This is a genomic window from Cryobacterium sp. N19 (genome assembly GCF_002929595.1).
Classification (GTDB): Bacteria; Actinomycetota; Actinomycetes; order Actinomycetales; family Microbacteriaceae; genus Cryobacterium; species Cryobacterium flavum.
This window is the reverse complement of record NZ_PJJR01000052.1, coordinates 15,535-41,042: the sequence shown is the minus strand read 5'-3', so window position 1 is coordinate 41,042 and position 25,508 is coordinate 15,535. Positions and strand designations below refer to the sequence as shown.

Sequence of the window (25,508 nt, the reverse complement as noted above, 5' to 3'; positions counted from 1 at the left end):
CAGGGGTTCACGCTTGAACGGAAACGCGACGACGACGCACCGAAACGTCGCTCTGTTGTCGGTCGCGAGTCTCTTGGCGCCGCTCATCACGACGTCGGAAGAGATCGACCGACGTCTGAAGCCGGTGTTGACGCGCCTCAAACTGCCCACCGGGCTGCTCCAGCGGGTTGCCGGAGTGTATGAGCGCCGCAACTGGGGGCCGAACGAGACCTTCGACGACGCCGCGGTCAAGGCCGGCAAGATCGCCCTGCGCGAGGCCGGCATCAAGCCGAGCGACGTGGGCCTGCTCATCAATACCTCGGTCACGCGCAAGCACCTCGAACCCTCCGTCGCCGTGCGTATCCACCACGGACTCGGCTTGCCGTCGTCGGCGATCAACTTCGACATCGCCAACGCCTGCCTCGGCTTCGTCAACGGCATGACGCTCGCCGCCCAGCTCATCGACAGCGGTCAGATCAAGTACGCCGTGATCATCGACGGCGAGGACGCCGACGAGATCCAGACCAACACGATCGACCGCCTCGGGCGCCCCGGCATCAAGCGCAAAGACTTCATGAGTGAGTTCGCGAGCCTCACCCTCGGTTCCGGCGCTGCCGCTGCCGTGCTCGGCCCAGCGGATGCCCACCCCGCCGGGCACCGCATCCTCGGCGGGGTCACCCGCGCGGCCACCCAGTTCAACGGACTGTGCGTCGGCAGCGTCGACGGCATGTTCACCGACGCCAAGGCGCTGCTCAAGGGCGGCATGGAACTGGTCGTCTCGGCCTGGACCGAGGCCAAGCGCGACTGGAGCTGGTCGAACATGGACCGCTACATCGTGCATCAGGTCTCGGACGTGCACACCAACGCGATCGTCAAGGCCACCGGCATGGACAAGGCGAAGGTGCCGCTGACCTATCCGACGCTTGGCAACGTCGGCCCGGCGTCGATTCCGATCACGCTCTCCCAGGAGGCGTCGAAGCTCAAACCGGGCAACCGGGTGCTCCTGATGGGTGTCGGCTCGGGCCTCAACACCGCCATGATGGAACTCGTCTGGTGAGAGTCGCCGCCCGACACCACCCTCGCCTCCTGCGAGATGCCAACTTCGGCCCCATGAACTGTGCAACCGCCCATGACATGCCACTTTCGGCCCCATGGAACGGCGCCAAGGGGCCGAAGTTGGCTTCTCGTGAAAACCAAGGGGCCGAAAGTGGCTTCTCGGGCTCAAAAGGAGTGTGACCGAGATTCGTGCAACCGCAGCTTCCCGTCTTCCGCGCACGCGGCTGGTCGTGGCGACCCTGCCGCCGTCCGGGCTGGCCGGGCTGAAACCCGAGTGGTCGCGCCTGGTCGAGGTCGCCGAGAGCGGGTCTGCCGCGTCTCACGGCTGGCACCTGCTCGACAATGGGCCGCAGCTCGACGCGCTCGGCGTGGTTCCGGTCGGAACTATCTTGTGCGTGCACGGCAACCCGACCTGGTCGTACCTCTGGCGAGGCCTGCTGGCTGCAGCAACGGATGCAGCACAGTCGGGCGCGCCGGCCTGGCGCGTGATCGCTGTCGATCAGCTCGACATGGGCTTCTCCGCGCGCACCGGCAGTGCTGCTCGTGCTGGCGCAACCGGCCGCCAGCACGCAGGCACTGGAGGGTTTCGCCCACTCGCCCGCCGGGTGCGGGACCTCGGCGACCTCACGGACGCCCTCGAACTCGTCGGCCCGGTGATCACCCTCGGTCACGACTGGGGCGGAGTGGTCTCGCTCGGCTGGGCCGTCGACCATCCCGAACTGCTGGCCGGCGTTATGCTGCTGAACACCGCGGTGCATCAGCCCGCCGGCGACAAGATTCCGGCGCCCCTGCGTCTCGCGCTCGGGCGCGGAATCCTGGGACCTGCGACCGTCGCGACGCCCGCGTTCCTGGCCACGACGTTGGCCCTCGCGCATCCGCCGTTGTCGCCCGAGGTGAAGCGGGGCTACCGCGCGCCGTACCTAACCGGCGATCGCCGCGGCGGCATCGGCGGGTTCGTCGCCGATATTCCGGTCGCTCTCGAGCACGAGAGCCGGCCGGAACTCGACCGCATCGCCGAGGCCGTGCGCTCACTCGCGGTGCCCGCGCTGCTGCTCTGGGGCCCCCGGGACCCGATCTTCAGCGACCGATACCTCGACGACCTGGTCGAACGGATGCCGCACGCTCGCGTTCACCGGTTCGAGGGTGCCGGGCATCTACTCGCCGAGGACGCGGACTATGCCGCGGCCGCGCTGCTCTGGCTCGGGGATGCCGTAGCTGACAGGCTCCTCGACTCGGTTCGCGCCGGTGCGTCGCGTTCCCGGAATGGCGATCTCAACAAGCTCGATCAGCGTATGGGGGCGCCCGGCGAGCTGTCCGCCGCTACGCCGGGATTCGCGCCTGAGCCTGCTTCGGCGGCCGCACCATCTCCGTTGGTCGAGCCCGTCTTTGGCGGGCCGGCGGCCGCGTGGGAAGCCGCGGGGACGCATCCGCTCTGGCACTACCTCGACGTCCTCGAGGACTCCGACGAAACTGCCCTCGTCGACATGCAGCCGGCCCCGCGCACCGTCAGCTGGCGGCTGCTCTCGCGGCGCGTGCGCCAGATCGCGGCCGGCCTCGTGCACATCGGCGTCACACCCGGCGACCGTGTCTCCCTCCTCGTGCCGCCGAGCGCCGACCTCACCGCGGTGCTCTACGCCTGCGTGCGCATCGGCGCGATCGTCGTCGTAGCGGATGCCGGCCTCGGCCTTCCCGGCCTCACCCGCGCCGTGCGCGGCGCCCGCCCGGACTTCGTGATCGGGGCTGCTCCCGGCCTCATGGCCGCGCGCGCACTCGGCTGGCCAGGGCGCAAGATCTCGGTCGCCCGCTTTCCGGCCCCGATGGCACGGCTGCTGAGCATCGAGCACACCCTGGCCGAGCTGATTCAGCTGGGCCAGGCCCGACTCGAAGCCGGCGACTTGCTCCCGACCGAACCCGCGCCAAATGATGCGGCCGCCGTGCTGTTCACCTCCGGATCGACCGGACCGGCCAAGGGCGTCGTCTACACCCACGGGCAGCTCTCCGCCGTGAGTCGTGCCCTCTTTCTGCAGTACGGCGTTGGCGTCGGTACCGGCCTCGTCGCCGGATTCGCCCCGTTCGCCCTGCTCGGCCCGGCGCTCGGGGCCCGCTCGGTCACCCCCGATATGGATGTCACGGCACCCAAAACCCTCACCGCCACTGCCGTTGCCGCCGCCGTTGCCGCGATCGACGCGACCGTCGTCTTTCTCTCGCCCGCGGCCCTCGTGAACGTCGTCGCCACCGCCGACGCGCTCACCCCCGCCGATCACGCCGCCCTCGCCGGGGTGCAGCGTTTTCTCTCGGCCGGCGCCCCCATCTCCGAGAGTCTGCTGGCCCAGGCCGCCGCGCTCATGCCGGGAGCGACCGCGCACACGCCCTACGGCATGACCGAGGGCCTGCTCATGGCCGACATCACGCTCGACGGCATTCGCGCCGCCGCCGCGAGTGTCGCCGACTCACCCAGAGTGGGTGCCGCGGCGGACGAGTCCGCCGGACTTCTCGAGACGGGCTCGACCAGCTCGACGAGTGTGGCCGTCCCGGCGGCAGGCGAGCAACGATCGGCTGTGAACCCGGCCGGGGGAGTCTGCGTCGGTGGGTCGACCGCGACCACGCGCATCCGGATCAGCGCGCTCGACGCGAGTGGGGCATCCGTTGGTGAACTCACGGAAGAGCCCGACGTGACCGGCGAGATCGTTGTGTCGGCGCCGCACGTCAAGGACCACTACGACCGGCTCTGGCTCACCGAGCGCGCCTCGCGGCGCGGTGCTGTGGCGGGCGAACGCTGGCATCGCACCGGTGACGTCGGCCACCTCGACGGTGCAGGCCGCCTCTGGGTGGAGGGCCGCATGCCGCACGTCATCGTGACGGCCGACGGCGTCACGACCCCGGTCGGGCCGGAGCAGCGCATCGAAACCCTGCCCGACGTTTTTCGGGCGGCCTTCGTCGGTGTCGGTCCGCTCGGCACACAGCAGCAGGTCGCCGTGATCGAAACGGTACCGCCGGCCCGCCGGGTGCACCGAGCTGCAGAGCCCCTCGCTGCCGCAGTGCGCGCGGCCGTGGGCTCGCCGGTCGCCGCCGTGCTCGTTGTTCCCGGTCTGCCGACCGACATTCGGCACAACTCCAAGATCGACCGCAGCCGGCTGTCGCGCTGGGCCACCGGCATCCTCTCTGGCAGTCGCTGGTCTAAGCCATGAGGGGCGCGCCATGAGAGTGCTGGTGACGGGAGCCAGCGGCTTTCTCGGTCGGGCCGTCGCCGAGCACATCAGTGCGGCCGGGCACGAGGTACGCACCTTTCAGCGGCGGCCATCGGGCCTGACCGGCGTCGAAGACGTGCACGGCTCGATCACGACGGTCGCCGACACTCCGTATGCCGGGCTCGCCTATGCGGTCAGCGGTATGGACGCGGTCGTGCACCTCGCCGCGAAGGTGTCGCTCGCCGGTGACCCGGCCGAGTTTGAGGCGGTCAACGTTGGCGGCACCCGTACCGTTCTGCAGGCGTCGACGGATGCCGGCGTCTCCCGTTTCGTCTACGTCTCGTCGCCGTCGGTCGCCCACGCCGGTTCGTCGATCATGGGCTCTGACTCCCTGCCGGCGTCGCCGGAGCAGGCCCGCGGCGATTACGCCCGCACCAAGGCTCGGGCTGAACTGCTCGCGCTTGCGGCCGACGCCCCCGGATTCAGTGTGGTCGCCGTGCGGCCGCACCTGGTCTGGGGCCCCGGCGACACCCAGCTGATCGACCGGATCGTCGACCGCGTTCGCCGCGGACGGCTGCCGTTGCTCGGACACGGCGCGGCGCTCATCGACACGACGTATGTCGACAATGCGGCCTCGGCCATTCACGCAGCGCTCGAGGCCGCTGTCGCCGTTCACGGCCAGTCCTACGTGATCACCAACGGTGAACCGCGCCCGGTCGCTGAACTTCTCGCCGGAATCTGCGGGGCGGCCGGCGTGACCGCGCCGGCGTGGCGGGTGCCGGCATCCGCTGCCCGCGCTGCCGGTTCGATCATCGAGGCGATCTGGCAGCGGCGCCCCGGAGTCGACGAACCGCCGATGACCCGGTTTCTGGCCGAGCAGCTCTCGACCGCGCACTGGTTCGACCAGCGGCGCACCCGCGCCGACCTGAATTGGACCCCCGCGGTCTCCCTCGACGAGGGTTTCGAGCGCCTGGCCGCCCACTACCGCGCCGCCCGGTAACCTCCCGCCCGGATCTACTCCGGACGGGGCCCAGGCCCCGTCCACCGGCCCAGTTTATAAACTGGGCCCCGGGCTCGGGCCTGGGCCCCGTCCGTGTACGAGGCCGCTACGAGCGGATTCCGAGGGCCGCGCGCGCAAACGCGAGCGCCTCCTCGGGGGCAACGCCCAGTTGGCGCGCTTTGCCGGCGAACGCGGCGGCGGCCACCTGCACCTGTTGCTGGGCGGCATTGCCGCTCGCGGCGATGAAGGATCCGTTGCGGCCGCGCGTTTCGATGACCTCGTCACGCTCGAGCTCGCGGTAGGCGCGGGCCACAGTATTGGCGGCCAGCCCCAGGTCTTCGGCGAGCTTGCGCACGGTCGGCAGCTTGTCGCCCGGTGCGAGATCGCCCGACTGCACTGCGGCAAGCACCTGCACTCGTAACTGTTCGTACGGCGGCGTGGCCGAACGCGGATCGACCAGCAGCATCATGCCGAGGTCTTCGTTCGATTGTCCGCATCGGGCTGATCGTCGACGGCACCGCGCGCGCGGTGCCGGTCCAGTTCGACGGCCGTTTCGGGCCAGAGCCGCCGCAGGTAATGCGTCGTGTTGCGATTGCGCATGCTCGTCAGGCTCCAGCTCAGCAGCGCGACGAAAAGCACCGGGCCCATGATCGTGAACGAGCCGACCAGAATCTCGCCGATCGAGCCGCGCGCCGGCCGGTTGATCGCCTCGCTCAACGAGAGGAACAACACGCAGGAGCTGACGGCGGCGATGATCCCCGGAATCCCGACCAGGCTGCGCAGTGTGGTGCTGCGAAAGGCATCGCTCCAGGCCAGTTGAATGTAGGTTCCGGCCGGTTGACCGCGGCCGAGCAGGGCGTTTGCCGCCGCCCAGGTGACCAGGCTCGCGGCAGCCGCCAGGGCCAGCAACAGCCCCGCCGGCCAGAGAATCGTGCGCACCGAGACGTCATCGAACACCCGCTCCGGGTTGATCGCGATGACCCCGAGCACGGTAGCATACCCGAGAGTAGCGAGGCCCAGCAGGCCCAGAGAGAACGCGCGGTCCAGCGGAGTAACGTAGTCGGCCAGCCCGGGGGAAGCGCTGCGCGCCAGCCGCGGCACCTCGGCTACCGGTGCGAACGCCGAGCGGGAATCGTTGCCGATGAGGGCGACCGTCGACCCGACCGTCATTGCGACCAAGACCACGAGCCCATTCCACGGGTTCTGACTGCCGTCCGTCAGAACCAGCAGCGCCACGCCCGGCACGAGCCCCACCATCGACCCGACGACCCCCGCGCGTTCGCGGCGATAGATCCGGCTCGACAGCTCGGGGACGATCTCTGGAACCAACGCGAGCCCGACCTGCTGGGAGTAGGCGTGCAGCATCCGCTTGCGTGGTTCGGCACGCGCGATATAGATCAGGCGGATGCCGAGTCCCGCCAGCATCAGCGCCGCAAAAACTGCTAAGACTGCTAATACTGGATCCACAAAACCCTCCCGTTGTGTGCGTTTTGTACCAGAGTAGCAATACAAAACTCCGGCCGCAAGGCCCGGCTCAGGAGTCGGAACGGCGATTCAGGGCATCGGTGACGAGGGTGAGGGCCTCGGCCGGGCTCACGCCGAGTTGCTCGATGCGGGCAGCGAATGCGTCGGCCGCTGCCTGGGCGTGCCGCTCGGCCGCATCACCGTTGGGTGCGATGAATGAACCGAACCGACCGCGCGTTTCAATCACGCTGTCACGCTCGAGTTCGCGATAGGCCCGGGCGACCGTGTTCGTGGCCAGACCGAGCTCAGCGGCGAGGGCCCGCACGGTCGGCAGGCGGGTATCGTGCTCCAGCTTACCGGAGCGCACGGCCGCAATGACCTGGCTGCGCAACTGTTCAAACGGCGGCGTGCTCGAGTGTGAATCAATGGCAATAAAGGAAGCGGGCACGGGACCCTCCGTTCAACGTTATGAGCAATTTTGCCTCGCTACAACGAATGCCGCAACACCATACCCACGGTACGTTCCCAGGGGATGTTTTCCGAGAGCGGGTGAACGGTTGCTTCAACATCACCGAAGCAACCGTTTCCCCGCTTTCGCGGGGCCGCGTAGGCTCGGGGCATGACCTTTCCGGCCGATCTCCCCGCCGAGCTCGCCGGGCTGGTGCCGACCTTAGTCGGCGTTCTGTTGCTGCTCGCGGTGGTCGCGACGGTGCTGCGGGTCTATCGCACACAGCATCCGTTCGCGCCGGCGCTCGCCCTGTTGCGTGGGACCCTGCAACTGGCCGCGATCAGTCTCATTCTCAGCGGCATCATCAATGAACCGCTCTGGGTCGGCGTCGGATTGCTCGTCATGTTCGCGGCGGCCGTCGGTACTGTCACCCGCCGTATCGGCTTCAGTCGCGCGCACCTGTTTCGCGTGGCTGCGGCGATGGCTCTCGGTGTGAGCGTCACTCTCGCCATCGTGTTCACGACCGGAGCGATCGAATTCTCACCACGCTACGTGCTCGCGATCGGCGGCATCATCATCGGCAATGCCATGTCGATCGCGACGCTCAGTGGTCGCCGCTTCTCCGAGGCGGTCGGCGATCACTGGGACGAAGTCGAGGGCTGGCTTGCGCTCGGGGCCACGCCGCGGCAATCCACGCGCGATCTGGCCAGGCAGGCCGTCTATTTCGCCATCATTCCGTCCACCGACCAGACCAAGACCACGGGGCTGGTCACGTTGCCGGGAGCGTTCGTCGGGGCGATTTTCGGTGGAGCTTCGCCGTTGGAGGCCGGACGCTTTCAGATCGTCGTGCTGGCCGGCATCCTCTGCGCTGGGTCAATTGCCGCGGTCACCCTGCTGCACCTGATCTCGCCGGTGCGTCAAAAGCCGGTCCCTTAGAACCTGGCTCGCGAAAGCGGGTGAGGTGTTGCTACTCGATTGAGCGATGGATGAGGCGTGACAGCACGATCGCACTCCGAGTGTGATCGACGTTGGGTGCCAGGCGCACCTTTTCGAGCGCCGCCTCGAGCCCCGGAATGTCCCGGGCTCGAATGTGCACCATGGCGTCGGCGCTGCCGGTGACGGTTCCCGCGTCGACGACCTCCGGCACGCCGGAGAGTATGCGCAGTAATTCGTCGGGCGCGACGGTGCCCCGGCAGAACAGCTCAACATAGGCTTCCGTGCTCATACCGTCGACCGCCGGGTCGACCTGAATCGTAAAGCTGCGAATCACCTTGTCGGCCACCAGGCGGTCGACGCGGCGTTTCACAGCGGATGCCGACAGTCCCACCACCGAGCCGATGTCACCATAGCCGGCGCGCGCGTTCTGGCGCAGCAGATCGAGAATGCTGTGGTCGAGGTTATCCATGGGGCGAGTCTAAGTGACGGCACTGCGCAAACTTGCGTCACGGTGGCAATTCTCGAAGATTTCTTGCGCAGGTCAGCGTGAAACGTTGAATCATGCTGTGTGAGACTGAGGGTGGCGTCCCGGAACGATCAAGTGTGGTCGAGCCGGGCTCTCGTGAGCGACCTGGTCCGCCATCCACCCCGAGTTCCGTCGGCCCGAAGGCCCGCGGATCCCCGAAGGAGCCTCATGTCGATCAACTCAGCCACCCCCGTTCTGGCCGAAGAGCCCGCCGTTCCCGTGCGCATCGCCACCAAGCGCACCATTCTTATGTGCAAGCCGCAGTTCTTCACCGTGGTCTACCGCATCAACCCGTGGATGGACCCGGCGCTGCCCACCGACACCTCGCTCGCCGTGAAGCAGTGGCAGACCCTCTATGACGCCTACATCGGCCTCGGCTTCGATGTGCACCTGATCGACCCGATTGACGGCCTGCCCGACATGGTCTACGCGGCCAACGGCGGTTTCGTCATCGATAACCAGGCCTACGGAGCCAAATTCACCCATGTGCAGCGCCAGCCCGAAGGCCCCGCCTATATGGACTGGTTCGGCGCCAACGGCTTCGACGTGCGTGTACCCGTGGAGACCAACGAGGGCGAGGGCGATTTTCTGCTGGTCGGCGACGTCATCCTGGCCGGCACCGGCTTTCGCAGCGACTCGAACAGCCACGCTGAACTCTCGAATATCGCCGGCCGCCCGGTGATCACCCTGCGCCTGATCAACCCGAGTTTCTACCACCTCGACACCGCCGTGGCCGTGCTCGATGACACGAACATCGCCTACCTGCCGAGCGCCTTCGACGCGCCGAGCCTCGCCATTCTGCAGGAGCGCTACCCCGACGCCATCATCGTCACCGAAGAAGACGCCTCCATTCTCGGCCTCAACTCCTACTCCGACGGCTACAACGTCGTCATCGCCGCCCGCGCCAAAGACTTCGAACGCCAGCTGCGAGCTCGCGGCTACAACCCGATCGGCGTCGACCTGTCCGAACTGCTGCTCGGCGGCGGCGGCGTCAAATGCTGCACGCTCGAGCTGCGCCGATGACCGCCCCCACCAACCTGAAGGAGCACGACATGACGACGAATCTGACAGACGCACCCGCAGCATCCGTTTCGCCTGCAGCTACTGCCCTCATTGCCGAGGAAAGCGCGCACGCCGCGCACAACTATCACCCGCTGGAGGTCGTCGTCGCGACCGGCGACGGCGCCTGGGTAACGGATGTCGCCGGTCACCGCTACCTGGACTGCCTCGCCGCCTACTCCGCTGTGAACTTCGGCCACTCCAACCCGGTGCTGCTCGACGCTGCTCGTGCCCAGCTCGGCCGCATCACCCTCACCAGCCGGGCGTTCTACAACGACCAGCTCGGTCCGTTCGTGACCGCGCTCGCCGAACTGGCCGGCAAAGACATGGTTCTGCCCATGAACACCGGCGCCGAGGCCGTCGAATCCGGCATCAAGGTGGCCCGTGCCTGGGGCTACCGGGTCAAGGGCGTCGCGCCCGACCAGGCCAACATCATCGTGGCAGCCGGCAACTTTCACGGCCGCACCACCACCATCATCAGCTTCTCTGACGACGAGTCGGCCCGCGCCGGCTTCGGCCCGTTCACGCCCGGTTTTCGCACCGTGCCCTACGGCGATGCGGCCGCGCTCGAGGCCGCGATCGACGAGAACACCGTGGCCGTGCTGCTCGAACCGATACAGGGTGAGGCCGGCATCGTCGTGCCGCCGGCGGCCTACCTGCCCGCAGTACGCGAGATCACCACGCGCCACAACGTATTGTTCATCGCCGACGAGATTCAGTCCGGCCTCGGCCGCACCGGCTCGACCTTCGCCTGCGACCTCGTGGGCGTCGTGCCCGACCTCTACCTGCTCGGCAAGGCCCTCGGCGGCGGCATCGTTCCCGTCTCCGCCGTCGTCGGCAACACCGACATTCTCGGTGTGCTGCACCCGGGCGAGCACGGCTCCACCTTCGGCGGCAACCCGCTCGCCGCAGCCGTCGGCCTGGCCGTCGTGAAGATTCTGGCCACCGGCGAATACCAGCAGCGCGCGACCGAACTCGGCGCGCGCCTGCACGCGGGCCTCGCCGAGCTCATCGGGCACGGCGTGATCGAAGTGCGCGGCGTCGGCCTCTGGGCCGGCATCGACATCGATCCGTCGCTCGCTCCGGGCCGCGTCGTCTGCGAGGCCCTCCTCGCCCGTGGCGTGCTCGCCAAGGACACGCACGGGTCGACCATCCGCCTGGCACCGCCGATCGTCGTCTCCGCCGAGGACGTGGACTGGGCCGTCGAGCAACTGCGTCTCGTGCTGGCCGACCTCGCGGCTGCGAAGTAGGCGCGCTCCCGGGCAGAACGCATGACCGCGCCCGATCTGGGTGCGCGCTACGCCGGTTACCGTAGCGCGCATCCGTGTTTGGGGCGCGATCGCGCGCCGGCCGCCAATAGCAGCGCGTGCGTTCTGCCGAAAGCGGATGCCCCCGCGTGACGGCCCGGCTCCACGCTGTGGCGGCCATAGGCTGAAGGGCATGTACACCGACCTGCCCGAAGCCGAACTCCGCGCCTATCGCAGTGGCCAGGCCGACCCGGCCGACTTCGATGCCTTCTGGGCTGAGACGCTCGCCGAGGCCGATCGGCATCCGCTTGATGTCACCGCCACGAAGGTCGACGCCGGTCTGGAAACGCTCGAAGTCTTCGACGTGACTTTCCCCGGGTTCGGTGGGCAGCCGATCAAGGCCTGGCTGCGAGTGCCCGCCGGCGCGCGTCGCCCGCTGCCGACCGTCGTGCAGTTTCACGGTTACGGCCGGGGACGCGGGCAGAGCTTCGAGAACCTACTGTGGGCATCCGCCGGGTTCGCGCATTTCGAGATGGACCTGCGCGGGCAGGGCTGGGGCGGTAGCACGGGCGACACGGTCGACGACGCCGGGAGCGGCCCGCAGGTACCCGGTTTCATGACGCGCGGCATCGACTCGCGTGACACCTACTATTACCGCCGCGTTTTCACCGACGCCGTGCGCGCCGTCGCGGCGGCCCGCAGCCTGGCGCTCGTCGATGAAACCCGGGTGGGCCTGGTCGGCACCAGCCAGGGCGGCGGTATCGCGCTCGCCGTGGCTGGGCTCGTGCCCGACCTCGCCGCGGTCGTCGCGCGCGTACCGTTTCTGTGTGACTTTCCGCGGGCATCCGTCATCACTGACGCGCTGCCGTATCGGGAGCTCGGCCAGTACCTCGCCACCAACCGGCTCAAGGTAGTGCGGGTGCACGACGTGCTCGCCTACTTCGATGGCGTCAACTTCGCCAAGCGCGCGACGGCGCCGGTGACCATGACGGCCGCCCTGATGGACCCGATCTGCCCGCCGTCGACAGTGTTCGCGGCCTACAACAACTATGCCGGCCCAAAGCAGATCACCGTCTGGCCGTACAACGGCCACGAGGGCGGCGCCTGGGAAGACGACGCTCTCGCCCTGCGTGCGTTCCGCGAACACCTCGGCTAGGCCTTGTTGCCGGCATGGAGCGGCAGTACCATTTTGGTATGGCTATCAACGTGCGCATCCCGGAGGAACTCGACCGTCAACTTGAGGCACTCGCGACGGCGCAACACGTGTCGAAGCACGCGCTGCTCCTGCAGGGCGCAACCCTGATTGTCGACCGTTATTCGCGGCGCAACGAAATCGAATCCGGCCTGCAATTCGTGCTCACCCACGACGCCGAGTTGCTGCAGCGCCTCGAAGACGCGTGACCCAGTACCTGGAGGTCGCCGATGCGCTGCAGGTGACCGAGCGCTACGGCTTCTACGTGCGGGACGCTGGCCTGCTCGCGTCTGCACTCGCCCGGCCGTCGGCGTCCATGTTCGGAACGGATGCCTACGCGACCTTTGATCGAAAGGCCGCGGCCCTTCTCGAATCTCTCGTGCGCAATCATCCGCTGGTCGATGGAAACAAGCGCACCGGCTGGACCCTCATGGTGCTCTTTCTCTGGATCAACGGGTATGCCCACGATTTCACCACCGATGAGGGTTTCGATTTCGTGATTGGCGTCGCCGAAGGGGTCGTCGACCTCGACGAATCTGAAAAGCGGATCGCGGCGCATCGCGTCACGCGTTCGTAGCTCGCCGCCGACTGTCTGCGACTTACGAGACCGTCTTCCGTGGCGCAGGCTTCACCGGCGTGGTCGTGACGACAGCGGATGCACTCACCGACTCCTTGCGCACGGCCGGCTCCCGCACGGGAGCCTTGCGTGCCGGAGCAGCCGCGGCGGCGGCGACCAGGGGCGACACCACCGGCTGCAGCCGGGACAGCTGGGTCACGTGGCCCGGGTTCAACTCCTCGAGTGCATTCACGCCGAGCAGGCGCATGGTGCGCGTGATCTGCTCCGAGAGGATCGCAATGGTGCGGTCGACGCCCGCTTCACCGCCGGCCATGAGGCCGTAAAGGTAGGCGCGGCCGATCATCGTGTAGCGGGCGCCGAGCGCGACGGAGGCGACGATGTCGGCACCGCTCATGATGCCCGTGTCGAGGTGCACCTCGGTGTGGGCACCGACCTCGCGGGCGACCTGCGGCAGCAGGTGGAACGGAATCGGTGCACGGTCGAGCTGGCGACCGCCGTGGTTCGAGAGGGTGATGCCGTCAACGCCGAGGTCGACGAGGCGCTTGGCATCGTCCAAGTTCTGCACTCCCTTGACCACGATTTTTCCGGGCCACTGGGCCTTGATCCAAGCCAGATCGTCGAAGGTCACGGTCGCATCGAACATGGAGTCGATCAGTTCGCCGATGGTGCCGCTGGACCGGTCGAGGCTCGCAAAGGAGAGCGGCTCGGTGGTGAGAAAGTTGATCCACCATTCCGGTCGCGGGATGGCGTTGATGACCGTGCCGAGGGTGAGCGCTGGTGGAATCGAGAAGCCGTTGCGCTTGTCGCGCAGTCGGGCGCCGGCCACCGGCACATCGACCGTGACGAGCAGGGTGTCGAACCCGGCCTTTTTGGCTCGCTCGACCAGGGCCATCGACCGGTCGCGGTCCTTCCACATGTACAGCTGAAACCAGTTGCGGCCGGTGGGGTTGGCGGCCTTGACGTCTTCGATCGACGTCGTTCCCATGGTTGACAGAGCGAACGGAATGCCGGCCCGCCCGGCGGCGCGCGCCCCGGCGATTTCACCCTCGGTCTGCATCATGCGGGTGAAGCCGGTGGGCGCGATGCCGAACGGCTGCGAAACGGGGGCACCGAGCACGTCCCAGCTGGTGGACACGGTCGACACGTCGCGCAGAATGGCCGGATGAAACTCAATGTCTTCGAAACCCTGGCGGGCCCGGCCGAGTGAGATCTCGGCCTCCGCGGCACCCTCGGTGTAGTCGAAGGCGGCCTTCGGAGTGCGCCTTTTGGCGATCGCACGCAGGTCGGCGATCGTGAGGGCCGCGTCGAGGCGGCGCTTCTTCGCGTTGAGCTCCGGAGCCTTGAACTTCATCAGCGGTGCCAGGTCTTTGATCCTGGGGATACGTCGTTGAACCATGGTCGTCCTATCGTGTCGTGGGGCTGGCAGTGGTGGAAGTGAGATGGGTCTCGGCGTAGTACCCCGAGATGTGGGCGTGCACCGCGAGGCGGGCGGCATCCGCTTGACCGGCCAGAACGGCATTGAGAATGCCGCGATGCTCGAGCCTGAGACGAGCGGATGTTGCCGGCCAGCTCGCGAGGCCCGCCGCGCCCGCCCGCGCGTACCCCTCAATTGCGCTGCGGAGGCCGGCCATGGTCGCCGTGATGACCTGGTTGCCGTTCGCTTCGGCGAGCGAGAGATGGAACTGGGTGTCGAGGGCGAGGAATTCTGCTTCGGTGAGGGTCTCACTTTCCATCGCGGTGAGGATTTGCGCTGATTCGGTGAGGTCGACCTGGACCTCGGCCAGTTCGGCGACGATTGATCCCTCCAGGATGAGGCGGGTTTTGACCACGTCCGCGACCTCAAAGCCCTGGGCCGCAACCTGCAGGCGCATGAGCGCCGACATGCCGCCGCCGGGGCGGGCGACGATGATCGCGCCGGCCGAGGGCCCCGAGCCGACGGCGGTGCGAATGAGCCCGAGCACCTCGAGCACCCGCAGCGCTTCGCGCACGCTGGACCGGCCGACGCCGAGATCTGCTGCCAGGGTGCGCTCTGGCGGGAGGTGATCGCCCGGGCTCAGGCGACCCTCGAGCAGGTCGAGCTCCACGGCGTCGAGCACGATCTGCCAGGCGCGCGGGGTGATCTCGGTCATGCTGTCCTCTTGATCTCGTGTGGTCTGACCACAGAGTACACGATTTTCTCGCGGATTGCGGATACAGTTTCAGCCAACCCGAGAGAGACCATGACCCCTGCACCCCAGCTCATCGACTTGAAACTGCCCGACGGGCCGGGTGGCAGCGCCGGCCTGAAAGCCGTGCTCGCGATCCCGGCCGGCGATGGCCCCTGGCCCGGAGTCGTGCTCGTGCATGAGGCGTTCGGCCTCACCGACGTGATGCGCCACCAGGCCGTCAGAATGGCCGAGGCCGGATACCTGGCGCTCATGCCCGACCTCTTCACCGAGGGCGGAACTCGCAAGTGCCTCGTCGGCACCTTTCGTGCTCTGTCGGCCGGTGCCGGCCGGGCTTTCGTCGACATCGAGTCGGCGCGCGTGTTTTTGAGTGAACGCGGCGACTGCACCGGACGCATCGGTGTTCTCGGTTTCTGCATGGGTGGCGGGTTCGCCCTCGCCACGGCGACGCGCGGCTTCGACGTCTCCTCGGTCAACTATGGTCGGCTCCCGAAAGACCTGGACGATCACCTGCTCGGCGCCTGCCCGATCGTCGGTAGCTTCGGCGGCGCGGACCGCTCTCTGGTCGGCGCGGCAGCCGCCCTCGATTCATCCCTGGCGAGGCTGGGCATCGAGCACGACGTCAAGGAATACCCGGGTGCCGGCCACGCCTTTCTCAACGATGCCGAGACCGGGCCGCGGATGCTGCGCCCGATGCTGAAGCGCATTCTCGGTGCCGGCCCCGACCCGGTGGCCGCCGCCGCCGCGTGGACGCGTATCGAGGCGTTCTTCGGCGAACACCTTGGGGCGTCACAGAAGCCCTGACCTGGCTGGCGGCTGGTAGCCTCCAACAGACCCAAGGGGACCCCATCGCCAAACGCTCGACCATTATCGCCATCGTCACCGTCGCATCCGTTGTCACCATCGGCGGCGTGGCCACCGCGCTCGCGCTGACACCGCAAACCGGCTCCGACACCACGCTCACCCTGCGCGTCTGGGACGAGCAGGTCGCGCAGTCCTACGAAACGTCGTTCGCGGCGTTCGAAGAAGCCAACCCGGGCATCGACGTGGCGGTGAACGTCGTGCCGTGGGCCGACTACTTCACCAAGCTGCGCGTTGACGTGGCCGGCGAGACCGCCGACGACGTGTTTTGGGTGAACGCCGGCAACTTCGCCGACTATGCCGTCAACGGTAACCTCGTAAATGTAACGGATGCCCTTGGCGAGGCCGCGCAGACCAACTGGCAGCCCAGCGTCATCGGTCAGTACACCCTGAACGGCGCGCTCTGGGGAGTGCCCCAGCTCGCCGACCCCGGCATCGGGCTGTATTACAACGAAGAACTCCTGTCGGTGGCCAGCATCGACCCGGCCACCGTCGGTGAACTGCATTGGGATCCCGCCGCCGGCGAGGACACCCTGCTGCCGGTGCTGCAGAAACTCACCGTCGACGCCAACGGCAACACCGCCGACAGCGCGGCCTTCGACCCCGCGCAGATCGTGCAGTACGGCTACAACGCGGCCAACGACCTCAACGCCATCTACCTCAACTATCTCGGCTCGAACGGGTCAGCGTTGCAAGACGGCGACGAGTTCGTGTTCGACACCGCCGAAGGCGCCGCGGCCTTTCAGTACGTGATCGACCTGATGAACAAGTACCACGTGGCCCCATCGGCCGCCGACACCAACCTCAACGGCGACTTCGCACTCGACCAGTTTCTGCAGGGCAAGATGGCCCTGTTCCAGAGCGGCGTCTACAACCTCAGCAACGTGAACGAGGGGGCCGGCTTCGACTGGGGTGTGGCCGCGATTCCGTCTGGACCGTCCGGGGCGATCAGCGTCACCAACGGCGTCGTGGCCGCCGGCAATGCCGACTCGAAGCATCCGGAACAAACCCAAAAACTGCTGGAGTGGCTCGGCAGTACCGAGGGTAGTGCGGCGATCGGCGCCGACGGCTCGGCGTCGCCGGCCGTCATCGGTGCGCAGGCCAGCTATGTCGCGTCGTGGCAGGAGCAGGGCATCGACGTGAACGCGTTCATCGACGTGCTCGCCAACGGCAGTGTGCAGGCGCCGCAGGGCGCGAAGTGGGCCGAGGCCTCCGACGCGTTCGAGTCGACCTTCGCCGAGATGTTCCTCGGCCGCATTCCCGTCGATGAGGCGTTGCGCACCGCGCAGGAAGCGGCCAACGCGGCCGTCGCCGGCTGAGCGGCGGCTAACTCGTCAACACGACGTTGAGCGGGGTCTCGCCGCGCAGCATCCGCTCGATTTGCGCGCGCACCAGGCGGGCCATGCGCGGCAGCATGGCGCTCGACGCGCCGCCGACGTGCGGGGTGATGAGCACATTCGGCAGTGCGAAGAGCGGATGCCCCTCCGGCAGCGGTTCGGGGCTGGTCACGTCGAGGGCGAGCCTGAGGCGGCCGCTGCTCGCATGCGCGAGCAGCGCTTCCGTGTCGGCGACCGCACCGCGAGCGATGTTCACGAGCAGGCTTCCGTCACGCATTTGGGCCAGGAATGCATCGTCAACCAGGTTCGTCGTCTCGGCCGTGAGCGGAACACCGACGACCACAATATCGGCCTGGGGCAGGAGTTCGGGCAGGGACTCGAAGCCGTAGATGTTGCCGCGCTCGTCACTGCGAGCCGTGCGGGCGACGCGGATCACCGTGGTTTCGAAGGCGAGCAGCCGACTCTCGATAGCGTGGCCGACACCGCCGTAGCCGAGCAGCAGCACGGTGCGGTCGGCGAGGCTGGCGTGCTGCGCGGGCGCCCACTCGCCGGCGTCCGCGGCGCGCACGAAATCGGGAATGCCGCGCTGCGAGGCCAGGATGAGGGCGAGGGTGAGTTCGGCCGTGGAGGTTTCATGCACGCTCGCGGCGTTCGCGAACACGTGCCCGGCAGGCAGTACCCGGTCGACGCCGTCGTAGCCGATGGACTGGCTCTGCACCAAACCGGCATCGACGCCGGCGAGATGCGCGAGCCGGTCGGTCTTACCCATGTACGGCGTGACAACGAGGTCGAACCGGGGTCGTGGCGACGGTCCGTCGAGCGCCCACTCCACTACCTCAACGCCGTCGGGTAGTTCCCCGACCGCCTCGCGCAGTACGGAGTCGGGCAGGCTGACCAGCAGTGAGTTCATCTCCCGAGCCTACTTTGCCCCGCTCTCTCTGGACGGGGCCTGGGCCCCGTCCCGGTTAAAGCCCTCGCCTCGCGGTGTCGAGCACGGGCTGGGGCGCCAGCGGGCGGGACGGCCGCAGCGTGCTCAGCGCCACACCCGCGAACACGATCACGCCGCCGACGAGCTGCGGCGTGGTCAGCTGGGCGCCGAGCACGACGGCGATGACCACCGTGAACACCGTGATCAGGTTGAGAAACAGGCCGGCCCGAATCGGCGGAATGCTCTTGAGCGCAGCGTTCCACAGCACGTAGGAGCCGATCGAGGGAAAAATCGCGATGAAGATCACGGCCCAGCCGATGGCGGCATCCGCTGGCCAGCGCACCCCACCGAGCAAGGCGACCGGCGCGAGCAGCACCGCGACGAAGGTGCCTTGCAGGGCCGTGGCCGTGATCGGCGGCACTGGCAGCCCGCGACCGACGATCGTATAGAGGCTCCACACCACGATCGCGCCAACCATGAGCAGGTCGCCCGTGTTGGGTGTGCGCGTGAAAACGGATGCGATCGCACCGCTGGTGATGATCAGCACCACTCCCACCAGCCCCAGTGCCAGCCCGGCAATACCTCGCCAGCCGATGCGTTCGCGCAGCAGAACCGCCGCGAGCACCACCATCACGGCCGGATTCGCGGCGTTGATGAGCGACGCGGATTGCGGCGTCGTGTACTGCAGGGCGGTGTAGAGCAGCAGATTGTAGCCGCCAACGCCGAGGGCTGCGAGCAGCAGCAGCCGGGGCCAGTGGCGTAGTACCCGGGCCCAGTTCGGGCGCTCGACCACTTGGGCGAGGATCAGCAGCGGAATGCAGGCGAGCAGCCAGCGCAGCCAGGTTAGCTCAACGGGGGAGAGGGTCTGCACGGCGATTCCGCCGACGATGTAGTTGCCGGCCCAGAGCAGGGTGGCGACGATGAGGGCAATGGTGGCCTTCATGCGCGCGTTCGGGTGGTGAGAGTGGTCATGACCTGCCTGGTGTTCGAAGAGGGTCTGCCCTTCGACCCTAGCTCGTCCCGCGCTGGCCCTCAGTGGACAACTTCGAGGGGTGTCGATCGCGCCGCACCCCTCGAAGTTGTCCACTGAGCACCCGAACTCAGCGCGGGGCGGTGGCCTCGACGATCGCGATCTCGCGGGTGGCGGTCTCGCGGTTGCGTTCGGCGGCAGTTTCGCGATCCGGGTCCAGCGTGGTGTCCCCATCGCGATCCGGGTCCAGCGCGGTGTCCCCATCGCGATCTGGCTCGGGCTCCTCGCGCTCGAGCACGGCGGTCCCGCCCCGGCGACTCGGCGTCGCGAGCGGCACATCGCGCCCGTCGCCGGCGTGAAGCACGCGCACCCGCGGTGACGAGAACGGATGCACGTGCACCCGCAGCCGGCGATACCGCACCATCCAGAACAGCACGACGGCCGCAGCCAGCAGGCCGGAGACCGCGGCGAGGCCGAGCGCCCAGCGTGGGCCGAAGGCATCCGCTACCCAGCCAACGAGCGGCGCGCCGAGGGGAGTGCCGCCGACGAAGATAGCCATGTACAGCGCCATCACGCGGCCGCGCATCTCGGGCCGGGTCGTGGTCTGCACGTAGGCGTTCGCCGTGGTCATGAGCGTGAGCGACGACAAGCCGACCAGGGTGAGAGATATGGCGAAAGTTGCATATGTCGGCATGATTGCGGACAGCGCGCAGGCCAGGCCGAACAGGCCGGCGCCGAGCACGATGAGTCGCAGGCGGGCGCGGCTGCGGCGGGCAGCGAGCAGCGCGCCGATGACGGCGCCGATGGCCATGATCGAGCTGAGCAGGCCGAACTCTGCAGCCCCCTTACCGAATTCGATGGTGGCCATGGTGGACGTGAAGATGGCGAAGTTGAGGCCGAAGGTTCCGATCAGAAAGACCGCGATCATGACGACGACGATGTCGGAACGGCCACGCACGTAACGGAAGCCGGCCAGCAGCTGTCCGCGCTCCCGTGACGCCTTTGGTTGGCGGCGCAGTTGGTGGGTGCGCAGCAGGGTCATGGCGAAGACCGTCGCAGCAAAGGTGACCGCGTTGATCATGAAGACCCAGCCGGCGCCGACGGCGACCGTGAGCAGGCCGGCCGCGGCCGGGCCGATCAGGCGTGCACCGTGGAACGACGCCGAGTTGAGTGCCACCGCGTTCGACAGCTGGTCTTCGGCGACGAGTTCGGAGACGAACGTCTGGCGGGCTGGCGCGTCGATCGCCGCGACAACGCCGAGGCCGAGCGCGAACAGATAGACGTGCCAGAGCTGGGCTACCTCGAGCACGGTCAGAATGCCGAGGCCGAGCGCCAATAGGCCCATCAGGGTCTGGGTGAGAATGAGCAGCTTGCGCCGGTTGAACCGATCGGCGATGAGGCCGGACCAGGGCATCAGCACGAGCTGCGGGCCAAGCTGCAGCGCCATGGTGATGCCGACCGCCGTGGCGTCGTAGTTGGTGAGCTGGGTCAGCACGATCCAGTCCTGCGCGGTGCGCTGCATCCAGGTGCCGATGTTCGACACCAAAGCCCCGGCGAACCAGATGCGGTAATTGACGACGCTCAGCGAGCGAAACATGGCGCTCAACTGTCGGCGAGCTCCTTCATGATCAAGGTCGCGTCGGCGAGGGTGCTGCGCTGTGCGGGACTGAGCTGGGCGACGCGTTGCACCAGCCAGGCATCTCGACGCTTGCGCGTTTCGGTCATCATTTCGCTCGCGGCGTCCGTTGTGCTCAGCACGATCTTGCGGCCATCGAGTGTGGAATCGGTGCGGGCCACGAGACCGGCATCAACGAGGCATTTCACCGTGCGGGTCATCGACGGCGGGGTGACGCGTTCGAACTCGCTGAGTTCGGTGAGCGTCAACGGTCCGTGCACATGAAGCACGCCGAGCGCGGAGAACTGGCCACTTCCGAGCTCGTTCTCGGCCTTCTCTTGGCGCAGGCGGCGGGCCAGGCGGCCGTTGGCGAGTCGAAATTCGTGGCTGAGTTCGGCGGTGTTGGGTGCGGCTGTGGGGTGTACTGCGGCCGCTTGTGGTGCGCCGACCGGCGGCTGCGCCTTGATGACGCCGAGGGCGGCAGTTTTGGGGTGTGTTCGCGATTCCATAGATCCTTAGCATAGCAAATTAGCCTTGCTAAGTACATTGGCAACCGGAAGCCCACCGCAACAGGGCAGACTGGCCTCGTGCCCACATATACGGATGCCCATGGCCGGCTCATTACCTATTACGTCTGGTCGGTCGACGCCCCGCGCGCCGTCATCCAGCTCGCGCACGGCGTCGGTGAACACGCCCAGCGCTATGCCACGCTCGCCGCAGACCTCAACCGGGCCGGCTACACGGTGTACGCCGACGACCACCTCGGTCACGGCCAGACCGGACTCGCCCAGCACGGCGGCGACCACACATTGCTCGGGCGACTCGGCGCGGGCGGGCTGCGCGCGGCGGTGGCGGGCGTGCATCAGCTGAGCGGAATCATCCGCTCGGAAAACCCGACTCTGCCGCTCGTGCTGCTCGGGCACAGCTGGGGATCGTTCATGGTACAGATGATCGTGAACGAGCACGCCGCCGAGTACGACGCCATCGTTCTCTCGGGCACCGCCTATCGCTGGCCCGGATACCTTGACGGTGGCGACCTGAACCGCAAACACAAAACGCTCGGCACCACCGGGGTCGAGTGGCTCAGCCGCGATCCGGCGGTAGCCCAGGCGTTCGTCGCCGACCCGCTGACCACTGCGACGCCGCTGGCCAAGCTGTTCGGCATTCGAGAGGCCGCCCGCCTGTTCGGTCGGCCAGCTCGCGACCTGCCGACTGACCTGCCGATGCTCGTGCTGGTCGGCGGTGACGACACCGTCGGCGGCGAACGCAGCGCGCTCAGACTGGTCAACGCCTACGTCAAGCGGTCCGGGCTGCGCGACGTGCGCCTGATCGTGTATCCGGGCGCGCGGCACGAAGTCTTCAACGAGACCAACCGCTCCGAGGTGATCGGCGACCTGGTGGCCTGGCTCGACGAACGATTTATCACCGTAGGCTGAAACCATGCATGGTGAATATAAGGTTCCGGGCGGCAAACTGGTCGTCGTAGATCTCGATGTCGTCGACGATGTCATCGCCAACTTTCGTCTGGCCGGTGACTTTTTTCTCGAACCCGACGATGCCCTCGAAGACATCGATGCAGCGGTGACCGGCCTGCCCGCCGGCAGCTCGGCGGCCACGATCGCCGCCGCCGTGCGTGGCGCGCTGCCGAGCGGCGCCATTCTGCTCGGATTCTCGCCGGAGGCCGTCGCCGTGGCGATTCGCCGTTCGCTGTCCCAGGCGAGCACGTGGCGGGACTACGACTGGCAGATCATCCACTCGCAGAAGCCCGTCGCCCCCGTACTGCAGATGGCCCTCGACGAGGTGCTCGCGACCGAGGTCGGTGAGGGGCGCCGACAGCCCACGCTGCGCATCTGGGAGTGGAACGAACCGGCCGTCGTCATCGGCAGCTTTCAGTCGCTCAAGAACGAGGTCGACCCGGAGAATGCCGCCAAGTTTGGCTTCACCGTTGTACGACGCATCAGCGGCGGCGGTGCCATGTTCATGGAGGCCGGCTCGGTCATCACCTATTCCATCTACGCGCCGACCGATCTCGTGCAGGGCATGAGTTTCGCCGACTCCTACGCGTATCTCGACGAGTGGGTCATCACCGCGCTCAAATCGCTCGGCATCGACGCGTACTACCAGCCGCTCAACGACATCACGAGCCCGACCGGCAAGATCGGTGGGGCCGCCCAGAAACGCCTCGGCAGCGGCGCCGTGCTGCACCACGTCACGATGAGCTACGACATGGACGGCGAAAAAATGGTGCAGGTGCTGCGCATCGGCCGGGAGAAACTCAGCGACAAGGGCATCACGAGCGCGGCCAAGCGCGTCGATCCCCTGCGCCGCCAGACCGGCCTGAGCCGCGCCGCGATCATCGACCGCATGAAGGAGACCTTCATCGGCCTCTACGGTGCCACCGAGGGTGACGTCACCGCCGAGGAATACGCCAAGGCCACCGAGCTCGTCGCGAACAAGTTCAGCACCGAGGAGTGGCTGACCCGGGTTCCCTAACGACGGCGAGCGGATGCCGCCGGCCGGGCCGCCGGCATCCGCTTACGTATCAACGCCCGCGGGTCAGCAGGTCCTGGTACTCGGCGTGCGTGTCAATCCAGTGCGCCACATAGGAGCAGTCCGGCACGACGGCCAGGTCGGTGCGCACCCGCACGTCGTCGAGCGCCTGCTCGACCAGAATGCTCGCCAAACCGTGGGTACGCTTGGCCGGATTGACCTCGGTGTGGGTGAAATGCACCGCGGCCGTCGTGGTGATGTAGTCGGCCACGCCGACCGGTTCGCCATCGAGCAACACCGTGTAGCGGCTCTGTTCGGGGTCGTGGCGCACCTCGAGTGTGCCGGCTTCCGCCAGATTCTGCGAGTGGATGGTCATCGATTCAGCAGTCATCCCGACAGACTAAGCCGATTGCAGGCGCGCAGGCTGAAAGAATGGACAAATGCCTTCTGCGTGGACCCCGACCAGCCCGAGCCGTGTCATCCACGCCAACAACCTCGAGGTGCTGCCCGGCCTACCCGATGGTGCCTTCACCCTGATCTACCTCGACCCGCCATTCAACACTGGTCGTTCGCAGAAGCGGCAGAGCACCACCTCGGTGCGGTCGGTCGCCGTGGACGGCTCACACGCGGCCGGAACGATCACCGGATTCAAGGGGCAACGTTACGAACGCATCAAGGGTGATCTGCTCGGCTATGACGACCAGTTCGAAGACTACTGGGCCTTTCTCGAGCCGCGCCTGATCGAGGCCTGGCGGCTGCTCGCTGACGACGGCACGCTCTACCTGCACCTCGACTACCGCGAGGCGCACTACGCCAAGGTGCTGCTCGACGCCCTGTTCGGCCGGGAATGCTTTCTCAACGAACTCATCTGGGCCTACGACTACGGCGCGAAGTCCAAGAACAAGTGGCCCACCAAACACGACACGATTCTGGTCTATGTGAAGAACCCGGCCCGGTACTACTTCGACTCGACCACCGTCGATCGCGAGCCATATATGGCTCCCGGCCTGGTCACGCCCGAAAAGGTCGCCAAGGGCAAACTGCCGACGGATGTCTGGTGGCACACCATCGTCTCGCCCACCGGCAAGGAGAAAACCGGCTACCCCACCCAGAAACCGATCGGAATCCTGCGCCGCATCATTCAGGCGTCGAGCCGTGAGGGCGACTGGGTGCTCGACTTTTTCGCGGGCAGCGGCACCACCGGCGCGGTCGCGGCCGCGCTCGGCCGCCGCTTCGTGCTGATCGACCAGAACCCCGAGGCCCTGGCCGTGATGCGCGCCCGCTTCGAGCCGGTGCCCGACGTCGAATTTCTCGCCCCTGACGCTTGACGCTGACTCAATCCACCTCGTGGCACTCGTTTGAGAAGCTGGCACGGGTTCAAACCAGTGCCAACTTCCTAAACACGTGCCACGACCCGCCCGCATCCGCTTGATCCGAGGAGAACCCATGAGATTTCGCATTTTCACCGAACCCCAGCAAGGTGCCACCTATGACGACGTCCTCGCCGTCGCGCAGGCCACCGAGCGGCTCGGCTTCGACGCCTTCTTCCGCAGTGACCACTACCAGGTCATGGGCGACGGTGACGGCCTGCCCGGCCCGACGGATGCCTGGACCACCCTGGCCGGGTTGGCGCGCGAGACGAAACGCATCCGTCTGGGTACTCTCGTCTCCTCTGTGACCTACCGGCCTCCGGGCATTCTGGCGATCCAGGTGGCGCAGGTCGACCAGATGTCGGGCGGCCGCGTCGAGCTCGGACTCGGTACCGGCTGGTTCGAGCAGGAGCACCTCGCCTACGGTATCCCGTTTCCGGCCAAGCGATTCGGCATGCTCGAGGAACAGCTCGAAGTGATCACCGGGCTGTGGAACACCCCGGTCGGGGACCGGTATAACTTCGCCGGGGAGCACTACACCCTCGTCGATTCACCGGCACTGCCGAAGCCGACACAGGTGCGAGTGCCGGTGATCGTGGGAGGTGGCGGCGCCAAGCGCACCCCGAAACTCGCTGCTCGTTTCGCGACCGAGTTCAACCTGCCGTTTCCTGACTTCGCAGACATCGCGGGCAAGTTCGACGGTGTGCGGGCTGCCTGTGAGGCCATCGACCGCGACCCGGCCGAGCTCACCTATTCGGCCGCGCTGATCGCCGTCGGTGGCCGAGACGAGGCCGAATTCGCCCGTCGGGCTGCCGCGGTCGGTCGCGAGGCGGCCGAGCTGCGCGAGCACGGCCTGGCCGGCACGGCCTCCGAGATCGTCGACCGGCTGGGCACCCTCGCCGACTCCGGCGTCGAGTGCGTCTACCTGCAGATCATGGACCTGTCCGACCTCGACCACCTGGAGTTTCTGGCCGCCGAGGTCGTTCCCCAGCTGCGCTAGCCCGCCGCCAGCGAAGCGGATGCCGCTGGTCGCGCATCCGCTCGTGGCACGCGTTGGGGAAGCACGCACGTGTTCAAACCAGTGCCAACCTCTCAAACAC

General features: G+C 67.4%; 26 protein-coding genes. 15 read left to right on the top strand and 11 right to left on the bottom strand.

The window, feature by feature from the left end; all coding sequences use genetic code 11:
- The first annotated feature begins 13 nt into the window (after positions 1-13).
- The 3 genes from CXY78_RS13830 to CXY78_RS13820 all read left to right on the top strand — a co-directional run bounded on the left by CXY78_RS13830 (position 14) and on the right by CXY78_RS13820 (position 5,223).
- The gene (locus CXY78_RS13830) at positions 14-1,036 is read left to right on the top strand and encodes a 3-oxoacyl-ACP synthase III (protein WP_092338637.1); all 1,023 of its coding nucleotides are present in this window, start codon (positions 14-16) and stop codon (positions 1,034-1,036) included.
- A 175-nt stretch (positions 1,037-1,211) separates the two neighbouring features.
- Positions 1,212-4,223, top strand: coding sequence for an alpha/beta fold hydrolase (locus CXY78_RS13825; RefSeq protein WP_233206194.1), 3,012 nt, complete (start codon positions 1,212-1,214; stop codon positions 4,221-4,223).
- A 10-nt stretch (positions 4,224-4,233) separates the two neighbouring features.
- Positions 4,234-5,223, top strand: a complete 990-nt coding sequence (locus CXY78_RS13820) for an NAD(P)-dependent oxidoreductase (RefSeq protein WP_092338639.1) — start codon at positions 4,234-4,236, stop codon at positions 5,221-5,223.
- Between the two features lie 106 nt (positions 5,224-5,329).
- Here the strand turns inward: CXY78_RS13820 and CXY78_RS13815 are convergent, their stop codons facing one another.
- The 3 genes from CXY78_RS13815 to CXY78_RS13805 form a co-directional block, all read right to left on the bottom strand.
- Positions 5,330-5,692, bottom strand: coding sequence for a GntR family transcriptional regulator (locus tag CXY78_RS13815; protein ID WP_338061538.1), 363 nt, complete (start codon positions 5,690-5,692; stop codon positions 5,330-5,332).
- The gene (locus CXY78_RS13810; protein WP_134505228.1) at positions 5,689-6,690 is read right to left on the bottom strand and encodes a hypothetical protein; all 1,002 of its coding nucleotides are present in this window, start codon (positions 6,688-6,690) and stop codon (positions 5,689-5,691) included. Before CXY78_RS13810 ends, CXY78_RS13815 begins: the two co-directional genes overlap by 4 nt.
- Before the next feature lie 67 nt (positions 6,691-6,757).
- Entirely contained in the window at positions 6,758-7,135 is a 378-nt protein-coding gene (locus CXY78_RS13805) for a GntR family transcriptional regulator (RefSeq protein ID WP_092338643.1), read from the bottom strand.
- 171 nt (positions 7,136-7,306) lie between these two features.
- Between CXY78_RS13805 and CXY78_RS13800 the strand changes: the two genes are divergently transcribed.
- Entirely contained in the window at positions 7,307-8,071 is a 765-nt protein-coding gene (locus CXY78_RS13800) for an ABC transporter permease (protein ID WP_104089855.1), read from the top strand.
- Positions 8,072-8,102: 31 nt separating this feature from the next.
- Here CXY78_RS13800 and CXY78_RS13795 read toward each other — a convergent pair whose 3' ends face one another.
- Entirely contained in the window at positions 8,103-8,540 is a 438-nt protein-coding gene (locus tag CXY78_RS13795) for an Lrp/AsnC family transcriptional regulator (protein ID WP_092106650.1), read from the bottom strand.
- Positions 8,541-8,765: 225 nt separating this feature from the next.
- Here CXY78_RS13795 and ddaH point away from each other — a divergent pair, with 225 nt between their 5' ends.
- The 5 genes from ddaH to CXY78_RS13770 all read left to right on the top strand — a co-directional run bounded on the left by ddaH (position 8,766) and on the right by CXY78_RS13770 (position 12,672).
- Entirely contained in the window at positions 8,766-9,620 is an 855-nt protein-coding gene (gene ddaH / locus CXY78_RS13790; protein ID WP_092338647.1) for a dimethylargininase, read from the top strand.
- 29 nt (positions 9,621-9,649) lie between these two features.
- Positions 9,650-10,906 (top strand): ornithine--oxo-acid transaminase, encoded by a 1,257-nt coding sequence (gene rocD, locus CXY78_RS13785; RefSeq protein ID WP_092338818.1) that lies wholly within the window; start codon positions 9,650-9,652, stop codon positions 10,904-10,906.
- 190 nt (positions 10,907-11,096) lie between these two features.
- Positions 11,097-12,059, top strand: a complete 963-nt coding sequence (locus CXY78_RS13780; protein WP_104089853.1) for an acetylxylan esterase — start codon at positions 11,097-11,099, stop codon at positions 12,057-12,059.
- 38 nt (positions 12,060-12,097) lie between these two features.
- Positions 12,098-12,304 carry a toxin-antitoxin system HicB family antitoxin gene (locus CXY78_RS13775; RefSeq protein ID WP_233197246.1) on the top strand — a complete coding sequence of 69 codons (207 nt, stop codon included), beginning with the start codon at positions 12,098-12,100 and terminating at the stop codon, positions 12,302-12,304.
- Positions 12,301-12,672 (top strand): type II toxin-antitoxin system death-on-curing family toxin, encoded by a 372-nt coding sequence (locus CXY78_RS13770; protein ID WP_092338650.1) that lies wholly within the window; start codon positions 12,301-12,303, stop codon positions 12,670-12,672. The genes CXY78_RS13775 and CXY78_RS13770 overlap by 4 nt, the downstream gene beginning before the upstream one ends.
- A 22-nt stretch (positions 12,673-12,694) precedes the next feature.
- Here the strand turns inward: CXY78_RS13770 and CXY78_RS13765 are convergent, their stop codons facing one another.
- Together CXY78_RS13765 and CXY78_RS13760 are read right to left on the bottom strand one after the other, a co-directional pair.
- Positions 12,695-14,068, bottom strand: coding sequence for an alpha-hydroxy acid oxidase (locus CXY78_RS13765; protein ID WP_104089852.1), 1,374 nt, complete (start codon positions 14,066-14,068; stop codon positions 12,695-12,697).
- Positions 14,069-14,075: 7 nt separating this feature from the next.
- Positions 14,076-14,801: a FadR/GntR family transcriptional regulator gene (locus tag CXY78_RS13760; RefSeq protein ID WP_092338654.1), complete on the bottom strand. Its 726-nt coding sequence runs from the start codon at positions 14,799-14,801 to the stop codon at positions 14,076-14,078.
- Positions 14,802-14,891: 90 nt separating this feature from the next.
- On the opposite strand from CXY78_RS13760, the gene CXY78_RS13755 reads away from it, so the two are divergent.
- Positions 14,892-15,641, top strand: a complete 750-nt coding sequence (locus CXY78_RS13755; RefSeq protein ID WP_092338656.1) for a dienelactone hydrolase family protein — start codon at positions 14,892-14,894, stop codon at positions 15,639-15,641.
- Positions 15,584-17,017: a sugar ABC transporter substrate-binding protein gene (locus CXY78_RS13750; protein WP_233206193.1), complete on the top strand. Its 1,434-nt coding sequence runs from the start codon at positions 15,584-15,586 to the stop codon at positions 17,015-17,017. The genes CXY78_RS13755 and CXY78_RS13750 overlap by 58 nt, the downstream gene beginning before the upstream one ends.
- 7 nt (positions 17,018-17,024) lie before the next feature.
- On the opposite strand, the gene CXY78_RS13745 is transcribed toward CXY78_RS13750, so the two are convergent.
- The 4 genes from CXY78_RS13745 to CXY78_RS13730 all read right to left on the bottom strand — a co-directional run bounded on the left by CXY78_RS13745 (position 17,025) and on the right by CXY78_RS13730 (position 21,057).
- Entirely contained in the window at positions 17,025-17,945 is a 921-nt protein-coding gene (locus CXY78_RS13745) for a 2-hydroxyacid dehydrogenase (protein ID WP_092338658.1), read from the bottom strand.
- Between the two features lie 55 nt (positions 17,946-18,000).
- A complete protein-coding gene (locus CXY78_RS13740) occupies positions 18,001-18,906 on the bottom strand; it encodes a DMT family transporter (protein WP_104089850.1) in 906 nt (301 codons plus the stop codon).
- A 157-nt stretch (positions 18,907-19,063) separates the two neighbouring features.
- A complete protein-coding gene (locus tag CXY78_RS13735; protein WP_104089848.1) occupies positions 19,064-20,539 on the bottom strand; it encodes an MFS transporter in 1,476 nt (491 codons plus the stop codon).
- Positions 20,536-21,057, bottom strand: coding sequence for a MarR family winged helix-turn-helix transcriptional regulator (locus CXY78_RS13730; RefSeq protein WP_092338664.1), 522 nt, complete (start codon positions 21,055-21,057; stop codon positions 20,536-20,538). Before CXY78_RS13730 ends, CXY78_RS13735 begins: the two co-directional genes overlap by 4 nt.
- A 78-nt stretch (positions 21,058-21,135) precedes the next feature.
- Between CXY78_RS13730 and CXY78_RS13725 the strand changes: the two genes are divergently transcribed.
- Both CXY78_RS13725 and CXY78_RS13720 read left to right on the top strand, forming a co-directional pair.
- Entirely contained in the window at positions 21,136-21,984 is an 849-nt protein-coding gene (locus CXY78_RS13725) for an alpha/beta fold hydrolase (protein ID WP_104089846.1), read from the top strand.
- A gap of 4 nt (positions 21,985-21,988) precedes the next feature.
- On the top strand, positions 21,989-23,041 hold the full coding sequence (locus CXY78_RS13720) for a biotin/lipoate A/B protein ligase family protein (RefSeq protein ID WP_104089844.1): 1,053 nt from the start codon (positions 21,989-21,991) through the stop codon (positions 23,039-23,041).
- Between the two features lie 49 nt (positions 23,042-23,090).
- On the opposite strand, the gene CXY78_RS13715 is transcribed toward CXY78_RS13720, so the two are convergent.
- On the bottom strand, positions 23,091-23,429 hold the full coding sequence (locus CXY78_RS13715) for a GNAT family N-acetyltransferase (RefSeq protein ID WP_233197248.1): 339 nt from the start codon (positions 23,427-23,429) through the stop codon (positions 23,091-23,093).
- A gap of 49 nt (positions 23,430-23,478) precedes the next feature.
- On the opposite strand from CXY78_RS13715, the gene CXY78_RS13710 reads away from it, so the two are divergent.
- Together CXY78_RS13710 and CXY78_RS13705 are read left to right on the top strand one after the other, a co-directional pair.
- The gene (locus CXY78_RS13710; RefSeq protein ID WP_092338672.1) at positions 23,479-24,366 is read left to right on the top strand and encodes a site-specific DNA-methyltransferase; all 888 of its coding nucleotides are present in this window, start codon (positions 23,479-23,481) and stop codon (positions 24,364-24,366) included.
- 118 nt (positions 24,367-24,484) lie between these two features.
- Positions 24,485-25,408: an LLM class F420-dependent oxidoreductase gene (locus CXY78_RS13705; protein WP_092338674.1), complete on the top strand. Its 924-nt coding sequence runs from the start codon at positions 24,485-24,487 to the stop codon at positions 25,406-25,408.
- Positions 25,409-25,508: the final 100 nt, after the last annotated feature.

What these genes read in the sequence shown, in the direction of transcription:
- CXY78_RS13740 (WP_104089850.1), bottom strand. Translation starts at nt 18,906, where the DNA reads ATGAAGGCCACCATTGCCCTCATCGTCGCCACCCTGCTCTGGGCCGGC.
- ddaH (WP_092338647.1), top strand. Translation starts at nt 8,766, where the DNA reads ATGTCGATCAACTCAGCCACCCCCGTTCTGGCCGAAGAGCCCGCCGTT.
- CXY78_RS13775 (WP_233197246.1), top strand. Translation starts at nt 12,098, where the DNA reads ATGGCTATCAACGTGCGCATCCCGGAGGAACTCGACCGTCAACTTGAG.
- CXY78_RS13760 (WP_092338654.1), bottom strand. Translation starts at nt 14,801, where the DNA reads ATGACCGAGATCACCCCGCGCGCCTGGCAGATCGTGCTCGACGCCGTG.
- CXY78_RS13745 (WP_092338658.1), bottom strand. Translation starts at nt 17,945, where the DNA reads ATGAACTCACTGCTGGTCAGCCTGCCCGACTCCGTACTGCGCGAGGCG.
- CXY78_RS13715 (WP_233197248.1), bottom strand. Translation starts at nt 23,429, where the DNA reads ATGACTGCTGAATCGATGACCATCCACTCGCAGAATCTGGCGGAAGCC.
- CXY78_RS13800 (WP_104089855.1), top strand. Translation starts at nt 7,307, where the DNA reads ATGACCTTTCCGGCCGATCTCCCCGCCGAGCTCGCCGGGCTGGTGCCG.
- CXY78_RS13780 (WP_104089853.1), top strand. Translation starts at nt 11,097, where the DNA reads ATGTACACCGACCTGCCCGAAGCCGAACTCCGCGCCTATCGCAGTGGC.
- CXY78_RS13730 (WP_092338664.1), bottom strand. Translation starts at nt 21,057, where the DNA reads ATGGAATCGCGAACACACCCCAAAACTGCCGCCCTCGGCGTCATCAAG.
- CXY78_RS13720 (WP_104089844.1), top strand. Translation starts at nt 21,989, where the DNA reads ATGCATGGTGAATATAAGGTTCCGGGCGGCAAACTGGTCGTCGTAGAT.
- CXY78_RS13820 (WP_092338639.1), top strand. Translation starts at nt 4,234, where the DNA reads ATGAGAGTGCTGGTGACGGGAGCCAGCGGCTTTCTCGGTCGGGCCGTC.
- CXY78_RS13795 (WP_092106650.1), bottom strand. Translation starts at nt 8,540, where the DNA reads ATGGATAACCTCGACCACAGCATTCTCGATCTGCTGCGCCAGAACGCG.
- rocD (WP_092338818.1), top strand. Translation starts at nt 9,650, where the DNA reads ATGACGACGAATCTGACAGACGCACCCGCAGCATCCGTTTCGCCTGCA.
- CXY78_RS13705 (WP_092338674.1), top strand. Translation starts at nt 24,485, where the DNA reads ATGAGATTTCGCATTTTCACCGAACCCCAGCAAGGTGCCACCTATGAC.
- CXY78_RS13765 (WP_104089852.1), bottom strand. Translation starts at nt 14,068, where the DNA reads ATGGTTCAACGACGTATCCCCAGGATCAAAGACCTGGCACCGCTGATG.
- CXY78_RS13815 (WP_338061538.1), bottom strand. Translation starts at nt 5,692, where the DNA reads ATGATGCTGCTGGTCGATCCGCGTTCGGCCACGCCGCCGTACGAACAG.
- CXY78_RS13755 (WP_092338656.1), top strand. Translation starts at nt 14,892, where the DNA reads ATGACCCCTGCACCCCAGCTCATCGACTTGAAACTGCCCGACGGGCCG.
- CXY78_RS13710 (WP_092338672.1), top strand. Translation starts at nt 23,479, where the DNA reads ATGCCTTCTGCGTGGACCCCGACCAGCCCGAGCCGTGTCATCCACGCC.